Source organism: Streptomyces sp. G45, from assembly GCF_049542095.1.
Classification (GTDB): Bacteria; Actinomycetota; Actinomycetes; order Streptomycetales; family Streptomycetaceae; genus Streptomyces.
The window spans coordinates 4,060,451-4,076,260 of the sequence record NZ_JBMUZU010000001.1; the positions used below are offsets into that span (position 1 = coordinate 4,060,451).

10 protein-coding genes, 2 rRNA genes and 2 pseudogenes are annotated in these 15,810 nt (G+C 67.8%); 3 read left to right on the forward strand and 11 right to left on the reverse strand.

The window, feature by feature from the left end; genetic code table 11:
* Window positions 1–288: 288 nt before the first annotated feature.
* Window positions 289–570, reverse strand: a complete 282-nt coding sequence (locus ACOBQU_RS16635) for a glutaredoxin family protein (RefSeq protein ID WP_423627805.1) — start codon at window positions 568–570, stop codon at window positions 289–291.
* 131 nt (window positions 571–701) lie between these two features.
* On the opposite strand from ACOBQU_RS16635, the gene ACOBQU_RS16640 reads away from it, so the two are divergent.
* The 3 genes from ACOBQU_RS16640 (at window position 702) to ACOBQU_RS16650 (ending at window position 4,481) form a co-directional block, all read left to right on the forward strand.
* The gene (locus ACOBQU_RS16640) at window positions 702–1,670 is read left to right on the forward strand and encodes an HAD family hydrolase (RefSeq protein ID WP_423627807.1); all 969 of its coding nucleotides are present in this window, start codon (window positions 702–704) and stop codon (window positions 1,668–1,670) included.
* Between the two features lie 475 nt (window positions 1,671–2,145).
* Window positions 2,146–2,925, forward strand: a complete 780-nt coding sequence (locus ACOBQU_RS16645; protein ID WP_423627809.1) for an ECF subfamily RNA polymerase sigma factor, BldN family — start codon at window positions 2,146–2,148, stop codon at window positions 2,923–2,925.
* Between the two features lie 377 nt (window positions 2,926–3,302).
* The gene (locus ACOBQU_RS16650; RefSeq protein ID WP_423627811.1) at window positions 3,303–4,481 is read left to right on the forward strand and encodes a DUF5667 domain-containing protein; all 1,179 of its coding nucleotides are present in this window, start codon (window positions 3,303–3,305) and stop codon (window positions 4,479–4,481) included.
* 227 nt (window positions 4,482–4,708) lie between these two features.
* Here ACOBQU_RS16650 and ACOBQU_RS16655 read toward each other — a convergent pair.
* The 10 genes and pseudogenes from ACOBQU_RS16655 to ACOBQU_RS16700 form a co-directional block, all read right to left on the reverse strand.
* A pseudogene (locus tag ACOBQU_RS16655) lies at window positions 4,709–5,877 on the reverse strand (lysophospholipid acyltransferase family protein).
* A gap of 14 nt (window positions 5,878–5,891) precedes the next feature.
* Entirely contained in the window at window positions 5,892–6,983 is a 1,092-nt protein-coding gene (locus tag ACOBQU_RS16660) for an NAD-dependent epimerase/dehydratase family protein (RefSeq protein WP_423627813.1), read from the reverse strand.
* A 448-nt stretch (window positions 6,984–7,431) separates the two neighbouring features.
* Window positions 7,432–7,530 (reverse strand): 30S ribosomal protein bS22, encoded by a 99-nt coding sequence (locus ACOBQU_RS16665; protein WP_003948845.1) that lies wholly within the window; start codon window positions 7,528–7,530, stop codon window positions 7,432–7,434.
* Between the two features lie 132 nt (window positions 7,531–7,662).
* A complete protein-coding gene (locus tag ACOBQU_RS16670; protein ID WP_157164103.1) occupies window positions 7,663–7,872 on the reverse strand; it encodes a helix-turn-helix domain-containing protein in 210 nt (69 codons plus the stop codon).
* A 129-nt stretch (window positions 7,873–8,001) separates the two neighbouring features.
* Entirely contained in the window at window positions 8,002–8,817 is an 816-nt protein-coding gene (locus ACOBQU_RS16675; RefSeq protein ID WP_423627815.1) for a phosphatase, read from the reverse strand.
* Window positions 8,818–9,090: 273 nt separating this feature from the next.
* Entirely contained in the window at window positions 9,091–10,263 is a 1,173-nt protein-coding gene (locus ACOBQU_RS16680; protein WP_423627816.1) for an acetoin utilization protein AcuC, read from the reverse strand.
* Window positions 10,214–11,465 (reverse strand): annotated as a pseudogene (locus ACOBQU_RS16685) (MFS transporter). The gene ACOBQU_RS16680 and the pseudogene ACOBQU_RS16685 overlap by 50 nt, the downstream one beginning before the upstream one ends.
* A 43-nt stretch (window positions 11,466–11,508) precedes the next feature.
* On the reverse strand, window positions 11,509–12,153 hold the full coding sequence (locus ACOBQU_RS16690; protein WP_423627818.1) for an HAD family hydrolase: 645 nt from the start codon (window positions 12,151–12,153) through the stop codon (window positions 11,509–11,511).
* 61 nt (window positions 12,154–12,214) lie between these two features.
* Window positions 12,215–12,331 (reverse strand): 5S ribosomal RNA (rrf, locus tag ACOBQU_RS16695).
* Window positions 12,332–12,417: 86 nt separating this feature from the next.
* Window positions 12,418–15,543: ribosomal RNA gene (locus ACOBQU_RS16700) — 23S ribosomal RNA — on the reverse strand.
* Between the last annotated feature and the right edge of the window lie 267 nt (window positions 15,544–15,810).

Here is a 15,810-nt window from a genome sequence, read left to right on the forward strand (position 1 = left end):
TGTCCCGAGACCGCCCCGTCGACAGCAGGCTATGTCTTTGTGAACGCGTGCACAAAGATGGTGTCCGATTTGCCCGGCCAACGTGACCGGGGTCACGCACCCCCGGCGCACTTTCGTGGAACCGGCGCACGGCAAGGAACGACTTCTGTCCGACGGGGGCAAAACCGCACACACTCCTCACGATCACGCCCCCGAGACCTCAAAACCGCCCACGATGCTAAACGACTTTCCGGACAGCTCCGGACGTCATAACCAGCCAACGGCGGCAGCGTGACCCCTCCGGCCCGGTCACCCGCCGGTCAGCGCCCGCCGCAGCCGGGCCGGATCCACCTTCCAGAAGGTGTGCTGCTCCCCGTCCACCAGGACCACCGGGATCTGCTCCCAGTACTCCCGGTGCAGCGTCTCGTCCTCGGTGATGTCCTTCTTCTCCCAGGGCACGCCCAGCTCGCCGCAGACCGCGGCGACCACGGCCTCGGCGTCGTCGCACAAGTGACAGCCGGGCTTGCCGATCAGCGTGACCAGGCGCTCACCGGGCGCCGTCCTCTGTTTCCTGCGGAAGAGCGGGCTCATGCGGTCCAGCTTCCTACGCGCGCGCCCCGCCCCCGCACCCGCCCCACTGTGAGGAGCGCGACACGGACCGTTGACCCGTTGGCATCCTCACCTTCACGGCAGCACCGAACAGAGTGGCTATGCTCGACGGCATGGCCGCTCTGGGTTGGCTCCACCCCCGTAGGCGCTTCGCGACCGCGCGCAGCGTCCTGGCAGGCGAGGCCTCGGCGGAGGCCGCCCGCAAGACGTCCCAGGAGCTGTCCCAGGAACTGCCACCGGAGCCGTCCCCGGAGCCGTCCCAGGAGTCGGCGGAGGCCAAGAAGCCGGAGGCCCCCGACTTCCCGGTCGTCGGCGACGACAAGGCCGCCGCGTTCTTCGACCTGGACAACACGGTCCTCCAGGGCGCCGCCCTCTTCTACTTCGGCCGCGGCCTGTACAAGCGCAAGTTCTTCCAGCGCCAGGAGCTGGCCCGGTTCATCTGGCAGCAGACCTGGTTCCGGCTCGCGGGCGAGGACCCCGGGCACCTGGCGGACGCCCGCGAGAGCGCCCTGTCCATCGTCAAGGGCCACCGCGTCGCCGAGCTGATCTCCATCGGCGAGGCGGTGTACGACGACTACCTGGCCGAGCGCATCTGGTCGGGCACCCGCGCCCTCGCCCAGGCCCACCTCGACGCGGGCCAGAAGGTCTGGCTGGTCACCGCCGCGCCGGTCGAGATGGCCACGATCATCGCCCGCCGCCTCGGCCTGACCGGCGCCCTCGGCACGGTCGCCGAGTCCGTGCACGGCGTGTACACGGGCAAGCTCGTCGGCGAGCCCCTGCACGGCCCCGCCAAGGCCGAGGCCGTGCGCGCCCTGGCCGCCGCGGAGGGCCTGGACCTGGCCCGCTGCGCCGCGTACAGCGACTCGCACAACGACATCCCGATGCTGTCGCTCGTCGGCCATCCGTACGCGATCAACCCCGACGCCAAGCTGCGCAAGTACGCCCGCGCCCGCGACTGGCGGCTGCGGGACTACCGCACCGGGCGGAAGGCGGCGAAGGTCGGCATCCCGGCGGCCGCCGGTGTGGGCGCCCTCGCCGGCGGGGCGGCGGCCGCGGTCGCCCTGCACCGGCGCCGCCACTGACCCCCCGGCTTCGGGCACCCTCGGATCGGCCTCCGGCCTCGCCCTCGAACGCCGCACGGGCTTGACGCGTCGCCCTGCGGGCCTGCCCTCGGCTGCCGGACCGGGTCAGTACGCCGTGGTGGCGGACCCGTTCCCTACGCGCTGTCACCGGCGGGAGCGTGCCCCCGGGGCGGGCGCAATCGTTCTGTTCTACCCGACAGGGCCCCCGCCAGTCCCGTTCGTTCAACTCGGCCACAACACGCCCCGCGCCGCGCCCGAATGCGCGCCGATCCGATCAACAACCGCTCAATATGCGGTACTCGCCCCATCGTTGATCGGTAACAGAAGCGACGTAATCGATGATTTGAGCAACTGGGTGTAGCGCTGCCTGTACGAAGCGTTATTCTCCTCAGACGCATACCGGACCAGACGCGTCGCTACGACGGGTGAACGGTCCCGCACTGCACGTGATGGAAGCTCTGCCTCTGGGAGTCCCGTGTACCCACACGTCGGGGTTGACGCCTCGGGCCTGGCTACGCTCCGCGCAACGGTCCTCGACCGCCTGCGCGGCTTCGTCCCCACCGCGTACGCCGTCCCCGCCTTCGCCGTCCCCGCCCCCGCCGGACCGGCATACGCCCTGGCGGACGGCGGTGCCGCAGTCAGCAGACGAGCGCGCTCCGGCGCCGCCGCATCCGCGACCGCTGTCCGCCGCCCCGCGGCGGACAGCGACAGCGCCCGCATGATGGACCTCGTCGAGCGCGCCCAGGCGGGCGAGTCCGACGCGTTCGGCCGCCTCTACGACCAGTACAGCGACACGGTCTACCGCTACATCTACTACCGCGTCGGCGGCAAGGCGACCGCCGAGGACCTCACCAGCGAGACCTTCCTGCGCGCCCTGCGCCGGATCGGCACCTTCACCTGGCAGGGCCGGGACTTCGGCGCCTGGCTCGTCACCATCGCCCGCAACCTGGTCGCCGACCACTTCAAGTCGAGCCGCTTCCGCCTCGAAGTGACCACCGGCGAGATGCTCGACGCCAACGAGGTCGAGCGCAGCCCCGAGGACTCGGTCCTGGAGTCCCTGTCCAACGCCGCCCTGCTCGACGCCGTCCGCCGTCTCAACCCCCAGCAGCAGGAGTGCGTCACGCTGCGCTTCCTCCAGGGCCTGTCGGTCGCCGAGACCGCCCGCGTCATGGGCAAGAACGAGGGCGCGATCAAAACCCTCCAGTACCGGGCGGTCCGCACCCTCGCCCGACTGCTCCCGGACGACGCCCGCTGACCCGCCCGCCGTGACCCGCCGAACCCGCCCGACCCGCCCGACCCGCCCAGCCCCCCGATCCCGCCGGAAGGGCCGACAACGCCGCTAACGCCGACAACGCCGGGCGACGGTCAACTCACCGTCCGTGGCGGCCAGATGGCCGTCACGGCGCTTCATCGTTCCTTCGCGGTCCGATCATCTTTCGTCCGTAACCCAAGTGCCGCGACGCTCGTTGTGCCAGATGCAGGCTCCCTGTGTTCGCATCCTGACCTTCCCCACGCTCTTCCTGAGCAGGGGAGGCACCACACGCTCACTCGATCGTGTGGAAGCGCTCAGGAACATGCAACCCTCAGGACCCCCTGGGGAGTCGACCGTCATGACGAGAGGAGGTGCCGCCAGTGATCGCGAACGTATCGGCCCACCGGCGGGCGAACGCCTTCGCCCAGGCCCTGGACGAGCACTCCAGCCAGGACCCGGCGGCTGAGCAGCCCGAAGATCCCGCCGCACCCGCGGCGGCCGCCCACGCCGAGGCCGCGGCGCCCGGACCGGCCGCGCCCGACCGGATGCTGGCGCTCGCCGACAGCCTGGCCCAGCTCCCCAAACCGGAGCTTGACCCCGAGGTCAAAGTGGTCCAGCGAGCCCAGCTGGTCGCGGCCATGGAGGCCATGCTGGCCGACGGCGCGACCGGCGAGGCCGCCGTGCCCCGCCAGCGCTCCCGCAAAGGCGCCCACCGCGCCCTGCGCAAGTTCAAGCCGCGCACCCGGCTCTCCAAGGGCATCGCCGCCGGCGGCCTCACCGTGGGCGTGGCCGCCGGAGCCTTCGGCGGCATCGCCGCCGCCAGCAACGACGCCCTCCCCGGCGACTCGCTGTACGGCCTGAAGCGCGGCATGGAAGACCTCAAGCTCGGCATGGCGGACAACGACGTCGACCGCGGCCAGATCTACCTGGACCAGGCGTCCACCCGACTGCACGAGGCCCGCCGCCTGATGGAGCGCGCCCGCTCCGGCCAGCTCGACCACGAATCGGTCAGCGAGATCCGCCGCGCCCTCTCCGGCATGCGCCACGACGCCGCCGAAGGCCACCGCCTCCTCCACGAGGCGTACGAACGCGACGGCTCCCTCGGCCCCATCCAGGCCCTGTCCACCTTCGCCCAGGCCCACCGCGGCAGCTGGAAGGCCCTGCGCGAGCAGCTTCCCCTCCAGCTCGGCGACGTCGGCGAGGACGTCAGCTCGATCTTCGACGCCATAGAGGACGAGGTCAGCCCGCTGCGCTCGCTGCTGCCCAGCCACCGCGACAAGCAGCGCGCCCACGACGACCGCGGCCCCCGCCACCAGGCGCCCGCCGCGCCGCGCGAGGACCGCCCCGCACCACGTACGCCGGGCGAGTCCCCCACGAGCGCACCCCCGGCAGCAAGCCCGAGCCGTCCTCCCCCACGCACCGCGGCGAGCAGGACAGCCTCCTCCCCGGCGTCACGGACGGCGTCCTCAGCCCCCCGGCGAAGGACACGCCCACGGCCCCCACCCCCGACCAGCACCAGGAATCCCCCCAGCCCGCCAAACCGGGCAAGCCAGAAGTGACGCTTCCACCGCTCCTCCCCGGCCTCCTCCCGGAGCTGGACATCGAGAACGAGGACCCGAAGTAGCGCAACAGCAAACGCCGGACGGGCGGATAGAGCCCGTCCGGCGTTTGAGGACGAGCCGCGAAGCGGCGATGAGGGCGGGGGTACCAGGGGGCGGCAGCCCCCTGGTTTCGGTGAAGGGGCGGGCCTGGGGCGCCCCCGCGAGGCCCCCCCGCAGCACCCCCCTCAGAAGAACACGGACCGCCGCCGCACCAGCAACTCGTACAACGTGTGCTGAATCCGCTCCCGCACCTGATCCGTCAGATTGAACATCAGCATGGGATCCTCCGCCGCCTCCGCCGGATACTCCTCCGTCGGAATCGGCTCCCCGAACTGAATCGTCCACTTCGTGGGCAACGGCACCATCCCCAACGGCCCCAGCCAGGGAAACGTGGGCGTCAACGGAAAGTACGGAATCCCGAGCACCCGGGCCACCGTCTTCGCGTTGCCGATCATCGGGTAGATCTCCTCCGCGCCCACGATCGAGCACGGCACGATCGGCGACCGCGTCCGCAGCGCCGTGGACACGAACCCGCCCCGCCCGAACCGCTGCAGCTTGTACCGCTCCCCGAAGGGCTTCCCGATCCCCTTGAACCCCTCGGGCATCACCCCGACGAGCTCCCCCGCTCAAGCAGCGCCGCCGCGTCCTCCGCGCACGCCAGCGTGTGCCCGGCCTTGCGCGCCAGCTCGTTGACGACCGGCAGCATGAACACCAAGTCGGCGGCGAGCAGCCGCAGATGGCGCCCCTGCGGATGGTGGTCGTGCACGGCGACCTGCATCATCAGACCGTCCCACGGCAGCGTCCCCGAGTGGTTGGCGACGATCAGCGCCCCGCCGTCGCTCGGGATGTTCTCGACGCCCCTCACCTCGACGCGGAAGTACTTCTCGTAGATCGGCCGCAGCACCGACATCAGGACCTGGTCGGTGAGCTCCTCGTCGTACCCGAACTCGTCGACGTCGTACTCACCCGTCAGCCGCCGCCGCAGGAACGCCAGGCCACCGGCGATGCGGCGGTCCCAGCCGCCCCCGCCGCCGCCCGGCGCAACATCGGCGCCACGCTCGGAGGCACCCGACGGGTGCCGGTCCGCCGCCGAGGAACCGGAGTCCGTCCCGCCCGGAGCCGCGTCAGCGCCCGCGCTCGGGCCCGCGCCCGTACGCACGTCGTCCGTACGCACGTCGTCCGGAACTGCCCCCTCCGCGTCGGCGCCGCCCGGCTCCCGGTCCGGAAGCGCCCTGACCTCACGCGTGCGGCCCGGGTCGCCCTTGCGGCGCGGCGCGGACCTGCGACGCGGCGGTCGCTGGCCCGCGCCCCGCGACCGGTCGTCGTCGAACGGAATGACCTTGGCGTCCGCCATCGTTGACGATCTCCTCAGTTCGCGCTGTCGTGGGCACTGGTGTCGGCCGCGCCGACGACGTCGCTCCTCGTACGGCCACCCGCGAAGGGCAGCGCAGCGACCCTGTCGACGGCCGCCGCGAGCACCCCGGGAGGCAGCAGGCCCGGCCCCCGGCTGCGGACGAAGTCCGCGAAGGCCTCCGCGGTCGTGTACTTGGGCTGAAAACCCAGGGTCTCGCGCATCTGCCGGGTGGCGACGACCCGGCCGTGCGTGAGCAGCCGTATCTGCTCGGGCGAGAAGTCCGTGGCGCCCAGCGTGCGCAGCGCCGTACCCACCCAGGTCACCGCGGGCAGGAACACCGGCAGCGTCGGGCGGCCCAGGCGGCGCGCGCACTGCGAGAGCAGCAGCAGTCCGTCCCCGGCGATGTTGAACGTGCCGCTGTTGAGCGTCCCGCGCCGCGGCTCGTGCGCGGCGAGCCGCAGCACCTCGATCACGTCGTCCTCGTGGACGAACTGCAGGCGCGGGTCGTAGCCGAAGACCGTGGGGAGCACCGGCAGCGAGAAGTACTCGGCGAGCGGTGAATCCGCCGCCGGGCCCAGGATGTTCGCGAACCGCAGCACGCACACCGCGACGTCGGGGCGGCGGCGCGCGAAGCCCCGTACGTACCCCTCGACCTCCACGGTGTCCTTGGCGAAGCCGCCGCTGGGAAGGGACTTGGGCGGCGTGGTCTCGGTGAAGATCGCCGGGTCGCGCGGCGCCGAGCCGTACACGTTCGTACTCGACTTCACCACCAGGCGCTTCACCGTCGGCGACTTCTGGCAGGCGCCGAGGAGCTGCATGGTGCCGATGACGTTGGTCTCCTTGACCGAGCCGCGGCTGCCACCGGCGAGGGCGGTGCCCGTGACGTCCATGTGGACGACGGTGTCCACGGAGTGCTCGGCGAGGACCCGGGTGATCGTCGGCTGCCGGATGTCGGCCTGGACGAAGTCGGCGCCGCCCAGATGGTGCTCGGGCGGGACCGCGTCGACGGCGACCACCCGGTCAACCTCGGGATCACGCTGGACGCGCCGGACGAACCTGCCGCCCAGCTGTCGGGCCACCCCGGTCACGAGCACGACCTTGCCCAAGATCAGCGCCGCCTTTCCCCAGCTCCGCGTTGCCCCGGCCCGCTACTTACCGCGTAGTATCCGTGGCCCACGCTAGCGGGTCGATGTTGCGGTGTGATGACCGCGAGCCCCGCGAAGTGACGACGGCCACACGGCTCCGCAAAGATCAAGCCGTTCGCCCCGTTTTGAACAGATGAATCCGCAATGACCACGGCGCATTCATCCCACACCGCCCCTCCGGTTACCCCGCGGACGACGAATACTCCCGACGGCTCCCGACCACTCCCGGCCGCTCCAGATCGCCGCCCCGAAGAATCCCCGAAGAGCCTCCGAAGTCCCCGGACAGTCCCCGAAGAATCGCGGACAGTCCCGAAGAGCCCCCGGACAGCCCCCGGACAACGCCGAAGCCCTCCCGTCGTCCAACGGGAGGGCTTCGGTGCGTACGCGGCGCGCTCGCGCCAGCGGTCGCTTACTTCTTGTTGCGACGCTGAACGCGCGTGCGCTTCAGCAGCTTGCGGTGCTTCTTCTTCGCCATCCGCTTGCGCCGCTTCTTGATAACAGAGCCCACGACTACCCTCGCTTACTTCTCGGATCACCCCCGCGTCAGCGGGGATATTGGTGCGGGGCGTCTGGGCCCACACGACCTACGTCGGCCAAGCCTACCCGCCCTAGCTCCGAGCCCGTAATCGAGGGATGTCGATCAGGCCGTCTCCACCCCCACGTATGAGTCGCGAAGGTACTCGTGAACCGCGTTCTCCGGGACTCGGAAGGACCTTCCGACCCGGATTGCGGGCAGATGACCGCTGTGCACCAGCCGGTACACGGTCATCTTCGAGACTCGCATTACCGCGGCGACCTCCGCCACGGTCAGGAACGCAACCTCGCTGAGAGGCCTCTGGTCAGCAGCCATGACACACCTGAACCTTCCGCACATGACGCGCACCGGCTTCCCCTTCCGGTGACTCCTCGTCGCTGTGCGCTCACTCCCCAGAGTAGGGGCGGGTGATGCGAGTGGGGAAGAGGAGCTACCATCGGCCGTTTACTGTGACAGACACGCTCGATTGAGTACATAGCGAGTAAGCGGTCGGTAGTAATCAGACCGCACAGCGTCATCAAGCGGAACGGCCACGGACACCCGCCCCTCCGCCTCTCCGACGAACAGCGCGGGATCGTCCGTATCCGCCAGACCGATCGCCTCAAACCCCAGCTGACCTGCCCCGCAGACCCATCCGTGGTCCCCGATGACCAGCTCGGGCAGGGGCCCGCCAGCCTCGGCCTGGGCCGTGAGCACCCTGCGAACCGGGAGCGGTGAGTGGCTATGTGCGCCGGTCTCACTCCCGGTGGGACGCACGCCGGGTTCGCGCACCAGCGCGACACCTTGTACGTAGTCAAGGTTGTACGTGCGTAGGCCGAACCGGGTCGTTATGTCGACACGGCAGCCCTGCGCTGGAGTGAGGACCGGGCATCCCGCCGCCGACAGGGCCTCGGCCAACGCGGCGTAGAAGTCCAGGAGCCGATGCGGGTGTCCCGTCCCGAGCAGCACGGGAACCCGCCGCCGGGCGGCCTCCCGGACCCGCCCGGCGAACGCGTCGAGCGCCGCCAACGTCCGCTCGGGGTCGATGACATCGGCGCCCGTGGTGTGCCCCGGGTCGGCGGAGACCCCGCACTTGTCCGCCATGAGCCGCAGCAAGTCCCCGGCGCCCCAGGTCCATTCGGGATCGAGACCGAGCAGCATCCGCGGATCCCGGGCGGCGAAGAGCCGGTAACTCCGCAGGCTCTCCTCCCTCGAGGTCGCCACGGGCCCGGCCAGCCGTGCCGCCAGCAAATGCGCACGCAACGCTCCGGTGCTCAACACGCCCCGATGCTGCCAAACCCCCACACAAGAAACCCCGAAAACCCCGGAAACACCGCACAGTTGGGCTAAGCCCCAGCCACCATCTCAGCTCGTCCGGCGTTTTCGGTGCGAGCGCGGAGCGCGGGGATTCAGCCCGTCCGGCGTTTGAGGACGAGCCGCGAAGCGGCGATGAGGCGGGGGTGCCAGGGGGCGGCAGCCCCCTGGTTTCGGTGAAGGGGCGGGCCTGGGGCGTCCCGCGAGGGCCCGCACCCACCCCAACCGGCACCCCCCCACCTACGCCAACAACCCCCGCAACGGAAAAGCCGCCCGCCGCACAGCCAACACCGCCTGATCCACCCGATCCGAGGGGTCGTACCCGTCCTCCCAAGCCCGCCACCCCACGGGCCACCGCCCGTCCGTCATCCGCCCAGGCGCAACCGCCCGAGCCCGCGCGAACACCTCCCGCCGCCACTCCTCCGGCGTCTCCGCCGTCGGCTCGATCTCCCGCCCGGCCGCGATCGCGACCAGATGCGTCCACGACCGCGGCACCACGTCCACCACGGCGTAACCGCCCCCGCCCAGCGCCACCCACCGGCCCTGCGCGTACTCGTGGGCCAGTTCGTGGCACGCGACCTGCACCGCCCGCTGCGCGTCGAGCGACACCGCGAGGTGCGCCAGCGGGTCCTCGAAGTGGGTGTCGGCCCCGTGCTGGGTGACGATCACCTGCGGCCGGAACTCGGCGAGCAGTTCCGGGACCACGGCGTGGAACGCCCGCACCCAGCCCGCGTCCCCGGTCCCCGCGGGCAGCGCCACGTTCACGGCACTGCCCGCCGCGCACTCCGCCCCTGTCTCCTCGGGCCAGCCGGTGCCCGGGAACAGGGTGCGCGGATGCTCGTGCAGGGAGATCGTGAGCACCCGCGGGTCCTCCCAGAACGTGGCCTGCACCCCGTCGCCGTGGTGCACGTCCACGTCCACGTACGCCACTCGCTCCGCGCCCAGCTCCAGGAGCCGGGCGATCGCCAGCGACGCGTCGTTGTACACGCAGAACCCCGAGGCGGCGCCGGGCATCGCGTGGTGCAGCCCGCCCGCGAAGTTCACCGCGTGCAGCACGTCTCCGCGCCACACGGCCTCGGCGGCGCCGATCGACTGCCCGGCGATCAGCGCCGACGCCTCGTGCATCCCGGCGAAGGCCGGGTCGTCGGGCGTGCCGATCCCGTACTCCTGGAGGGCCGCGGAGGGGTCGGCGGAGGCCGCCTTCACCGCCGCCACGTAGTCCTCGCTGTGCACCAGGCCCAGCGTCGACTCGCCCGCGGGCTTGGCCGCGACCACCTCGATCTCGCGGTCGAGCCCGAAGGCACCGATCAGACTCCTCGTCAGCTTGAGCCGGACCGGGTCCATGGGGTGCTCTGGACCGAAGTCATAGCCCGCTACTGCCTCGTCCCACATCAACTGCGCGCGGCCGCTCATGCCCGTCACCGTATCGGTCCGGTCCGGGGGCGAAGGACCGGGCGTACCACAACGTCACAAGCACCAACACCAAGGGAACGGCCATCGCCCCGCGATAGTTCCACGCTCCCCAAGTCCCCCACGAGCGGTGAACCGATCAGGAATCCCACGTAGTTGAAGACGTTCAGCCGCGCCACGGCAGCGTCCGAGTCGCCCGGGAAGAGCCGCCCGGCGGCCGCGAACGTCTGCGGCACGATCACGCAGAGCCCGAGCCCGACGAGGGTGAACCCGACGATCCCCGCCCACACTCCCGGCGCCACCGCCACCACACCGAACCCGGCCGCCCCGACCACGGCCCCGGCCCGCACCACGGCCACGGCCCCGAACCGCCGCACGCCCCGGTCCCCGACTCCCCGCCCCACCAGGGTCATCACCATGTAGACGTTGTAAGGAACGGTCGCCGCCTGCTCCGAACTCCCGAGCACGTCCTCCAGGTACTTCGCGCTCCAGTTGGACACGGTCGAGTCCCCGATGTACGCGAAGGTCATCACCAGGCACAGCGGCAACAACGCCCGGAAAGCGACCCTTCCGCCCCCTTCACCGTCGCTGCCGCTGCCGCCGCCACTGTCACCGGCACTGCCGGTGTCACCGACGTTGTCGCTGGCGCTGGCGTCGACGTACCACCGGCTCCCCAGGAGCACCGCGGGCAACAGCAGGCCCACCACGGGCAGATACGACACCCATAGCGCCAGATCCCAGTGAGCCCCGGCCCAGGCCAGTGAGGCCCCCACGATGCCGCCGAGGCTGTACGCGGCGTGGAACCCGAGCATGATGCTGCGCCCGTACGCCCGCTGGAGGCTCACGCCCAGCATGTTCATGGACGCGTCGAGCGCCCCGACCGCGATGCCGAACGCCCCCAGCGCGACGGCCAGTTCCCCCACCGCGTCTCCGGCTCCGGCCCCGAGCAGCGCCAGGAGCACGACGGGCTGGGACCACCGCAGCACCCGGCTCGGCGGCACCCGCTTGACGAGCCGCTCGGTGGCCACGCTCCCCGCCCCGGCCAGGATCGGCACGGCGGCGAGGAAGACGGGCAGCAGGCCGTCGGATATCCCGTACCGGTCCTGAAGCGCGGGGATCCGCGTCACGAGGAGCGCGAACGCGACGCCCTGCGCCAGGAAGCCGAACGCGAGCGCGGCCCTGCCGCGCCGCAGCGTCTCTGTCATGGCTGGGTAGCGTAGGACTCCGCGCTACCGGTGGGTAGATGGATCACACCAGTAGTTCGGGCAGTTCCCGCAGGTCCTGGAACAGCCGCGTGGCCCCCTGGAGCCGCTCAGCGGGCGTCATGGCGGTGAACCCGTACACGTCCATCCCCGCCGCCACTGCGGCGCGCACTCCGAGCGGGCTGTCCTCGACCACGGCACACCGCTCCGGCGCGACGCCCATGCGCTCGGCCGCGTACAGGAACAGATCGGGCGCGGGCTTCCCCCGGCCCACGTCCTGCGAGCTGAACACCCGCTTCTCGTCGAACCACTTGTCGAGCCCGGTCTTCCGGTGCCCCACCCGAATCCGCTCGTGACTTCCGGAGGACGCCAAGCAGTACGCGATTCCGTCCGCGGCGAGTCCCTCCAACAATTCCGGAGCCCCCGCCATGGGCTCCAGCTCCTTTTCGAAGGCCGCGAAGACCCGGGCGTGGAACACTTCGTCGAAGTCCTCGGGCAGCCGCCGCCCCGACTGTTCGAGTACGACGTCGTGTACGCGGTGGAGCGCGGCGCCCATATAGGTGCGTACGGAGTCCTCGTACGAGGTGGGGTGGCCTAGCTCGGACAGGTACGCGGCGAGGATCGTGTTGGAGATCGGCTCGCTGTCCACCAGGACACCGTCATTGTCGAAGATGATCAGGTCGTATCGCATGACCCGACCCTAAACGCAGAAACCCCCGTGCCGTACGGCACGGGGGTTCCCCTCAATTTTAGTTCGGCGGCGTCCTACTCTCCCACAGGGTCCCCCCTGCAGTACCATCGGCGCTGTAAGGCTTAGCTTCCGGGTTCGGAATGTAACCGGGCGTTTCCCTCACGCTATGACCACCGAAACACTATGAAACTGTGAACTACCGCACCACACACATGTGTGGGGTTGTTCGTGGTTTCAGAACCAACACAGTGAACGCGAGCAACTGAGGACAAGCCCTCGGCCTATTAGTACCAGTCAACTCCACCCCTCACGAGGCTTCCATATCTGGCCTATCAACCCAGTCGTCTACTGGGAGCCTTACCCCATCAAGTGGGTGGGAGCCCTCATCTCGAAGCAGGCTTCCCGCTTAGATGCTTTCAGCGGTTATCCCTCCCGAACGTAGCCAACCAGCCATGCCCTTGGCAGAACAACTGGCACACCAGAGGTTCGTCCGTCCCGGTCCTCTCGTACTAGGGACAGCCCTTCTCAAGACTCCTACGCGCACAGCGGATAGGGACCGAACTGTCTCACGACGTTCTAAACCCAGCTCGCGTACCGCTTTAATGGGCGAACAGCCCAACCCTTGGGACCGACTCCAGCCCCAGGATGCGACGAGCCGACATCGAGGTGCCAAACCATCCCGTCGATATGGACTCTTGGGGAAGATCAGCCTGTTATCCCCGGGGTACCTTTTATCCGTTGAGCGACGGCGCTTCCACAAGCCACCGCCGGATCACTAGTCCCGACTTTCGTCCCTGCTCGACCCGTCAGTCTCACAGTCAAGCTCCCTTGTGCACTTACACTCAACACCTGATTACCAACCAGGCTGAGGGAACCTTTGGGCGCCTCCGTTACCCTTTGGGAGGCAACCGCCCCAGTTAAACTACCCATCAGACACTGTCCCTGATCCGGATCACGGACCCAGGTTAGACATCCAGCACGACCAGAGTGGTATTTCAACGACGACTCCCACGACACTGGCGTGCCGCTTTCATAGTCTCCCACCTATCCTACACAAGCCGAACCGAACACCAATATCAAACTGTAGTAAAGGTCCCGGGGTCTTTCCGTCCTGCTGCGCGAAACGAGCATCTTTACTCGTAGTGCAATTTCACCGGGCCTATGGTTGAGACAGTCGAGAAGTCGTTACGCCATTCGTGCAGGTCGGAACTTACCCGACAAGGAATTTCGCTACCTTAGGATGGTTATAGTTACCACCGCCGTTTACTGGCGCTTAAGTTCTCAGCTTCGCCCCACCGAAATGGAGCTAACCGGTCCCCTTAACGTTCCAGCACCGGGCAGGCGTCAGTCCGTATACATCGCCTTACGGCTTCGCACGGACCTGTGTTTTTAGTAAACAGTCGCTTCTCGCTGGTCTCTGCGGCCACCCCCAGCTCCAGAGGTAAACTCCATCACCGGGTGTGGCCCCCCTTCTCCCGAAGTTACGGGGGCATTTTGCCGAGTTCCTTAACCATAGTTCACCCGAACGCCTCGGTATTCTCTACCTGACCACCTGAGTCGGTTTAGGGTACGGGCCGCCATGAAACTCGCTAGAGGCTTTTCTCGACAGCATAGGATCATCCACTTCACCACAATCGGCTCGGCATCAGGTCTCACCCCACATGCGCGACGGATTTACCTACCGCGCGGGCTACACCCTTACCCCGGGACAACCACCGCCCGGGCTGGACTACCTTCCTGCGTCACCCCATCACTCACCTACTACCAGCTTGGATCAGCGGCTCCACCACTCCGAGATCACCCGAAGGATCACCCGGCGGCTTCACGGCCTTAGCATCACTGGATTCGATGTCTGGCGCTCCATAGCGGGTACCGGAATATCAACCGGTTATCCATCGACTACGCCTGTCGGCCTCGCCTTAGGTCCCGACTTACCCTGGGCAGATCAGCTTGACCCAGGAACCCTTAGTCAATCGGCGCACACGTTTCTCACGTATGTATCGCTACTCATGCCTGCATTCTCACTCGTGAACCGTCCACCACTGCCTTCCGGCGCAGCTTCACCCGGCACACGACGCTCCCCTACCCATCACAGTCCCCGTTAGAGGTATATACTGCAATGACACGACTTCGGCGGTACGCTTGAGCCCCGCTACATTGTCGGCGCGGAATCACTAGACCAGTGAGCTATTACGCACTCTTTCAAGGGTGGCTGCTTCTAAGCCAACCTCCTGGTTGTCTCTGCGACTCCACATCCTTTCCCACTTAGCGTACGCTTAGGGGCCTTAGTCGATGCTCTGGGCTGTTTCCCTCTCGACCATGGAGCTTATCCCCCACAGTCTCACTGCCGCGCTCTCACTTACCGGCATTCGGAGTTTGGCTAAGGTCAGTAACCCGGTAGGGCCCATCGCCTATCCAGTGCTCTACCTCCGGCAAGAAACACACGACGCTGCACCTAAATGCATTTCGGGGAGAACCAGCTATCACGGAGTTTGATTGGCCTTTCACCCCTAACCACAGGTCATCCCCCAGGTTTTCAACCCTGGTGGGTTCGGCCCTCCACGACCTCTTACAGCCGCTTCAGCCTGCCCATGGCTAGATCACTCCGCTTCGGGTCTTGAGCGCGCTACTCTATCGCCCTATTCGGACTCGCTTTCGCTACGGCTTCCCCACACGGGTTAACCTCGCAACACACCGCAAACTCGCAGGCTCATTCTTCAAAAGGCACGCAGTCACGACGTTGCATGCAAGCATGCAACGCGACGCTCCCACGGCTTGTAGGCACACGGTTTCAGGTACTATTTCACTCCGCTCCCGCGGTACTTTTCACCATTCCCTCACGGTACTATCCGCTATCGGTCACCAGGGAATATTTAGGCTTAACGGGTGGTCCCGCCAGATTCACACGGGATTTCTCGGGCCCCGTGCTACTTGGGTGTCTCACAAGCAAGCCGCTGACATTTCGACTACGGGGGTCTTACCCTCTACGCCGGACCTTTCGCATGTCCTTCGCCTACATCAACGGTTTATAACTCGCCTCATGACCGGCAGATCATGAAAGTGAGATCCCACAACCCCCTGCATGCAACCCCTGCCGGGTCTCACACATACAAGGTTTGGCCTCATCCAGTTTCGCTCGCCACTACTCCCGGAATCACGGTTGTTTTCTCTTCCTGCGGGTACTGAGATGTTTCACTTCCCCGCGTTCCCTCCACACCGCCTATATATTCAGCGGCGGGTGACAGCCCATGACGACTGCCGGGTTTCCCCATTCGGAAACCCCCGGATCAAAGCCTGGTTGACGACTCCCCGGGGACTATCGCGGCCTCCCACGTCCTTCATCGGTTCCTGGTGCCAAGGCATCCACCGTGCGCCCTTAAAAACTTGGCCACAGATGCTCGCGTTCACTGTGCAGTTCTCAAACAACGACCAACCACCCGTCACAACCTGCCAAAGCAGACCTACACCGGGGTCGGCATCCATGAAGGCAGCCTCACGGCCATACCTTCAGGACCCAACAGCGTGCCCGACACCCTCAGCCTCTCCCCGTTCCGTTCCACGCCGAAGCAGTACTAAGAAGAGAAGCAAACCAAGTGTGCCGAGTAGTCAACGTTCCACCCATGAGCAACCAGCATCAGACGTTCGCTGATGTACTGG

Coding starts and splice junctions, on each gene's coding strand:
- ACOBQU_RS16690 (WP_423627818.1), bottom strand. CDS start 12,153: ATGCGATACGACCTGATCATCTTCGACAATGACGGTGTCCTGGTGGAC.
- ACOBQU_RS16670 (WP_157164103.1), bottom strand. CDS start 7,872: ATGGCTGCTGACCAGAGGCCTCTCAGCGAGGTTGCGTTCCTGACCGTG.
- ACOBQU_RS16635 (WP_423627805.1), bottom strand. CDS start 570: ATGAGCCCGCTCTTCCGCAGGAAACAGAGGACGGCGCCCGGTGAGCGC.
- ACOBQU_RS16640 (WP_423627807.1), top strand. CDS start 702: ATGGCCGCTCTGGGTTGGCTCCACCCCCGTAGGCGCTTCGCGACCGCG.
- ACOBQU_RS16680 (WP_423627816.1), bottom strand. CDS start 10,263: ATGAGCGGCCGCGCGCAGTTGATGTGGGACGAGGCAGTAGCGGGCTAT.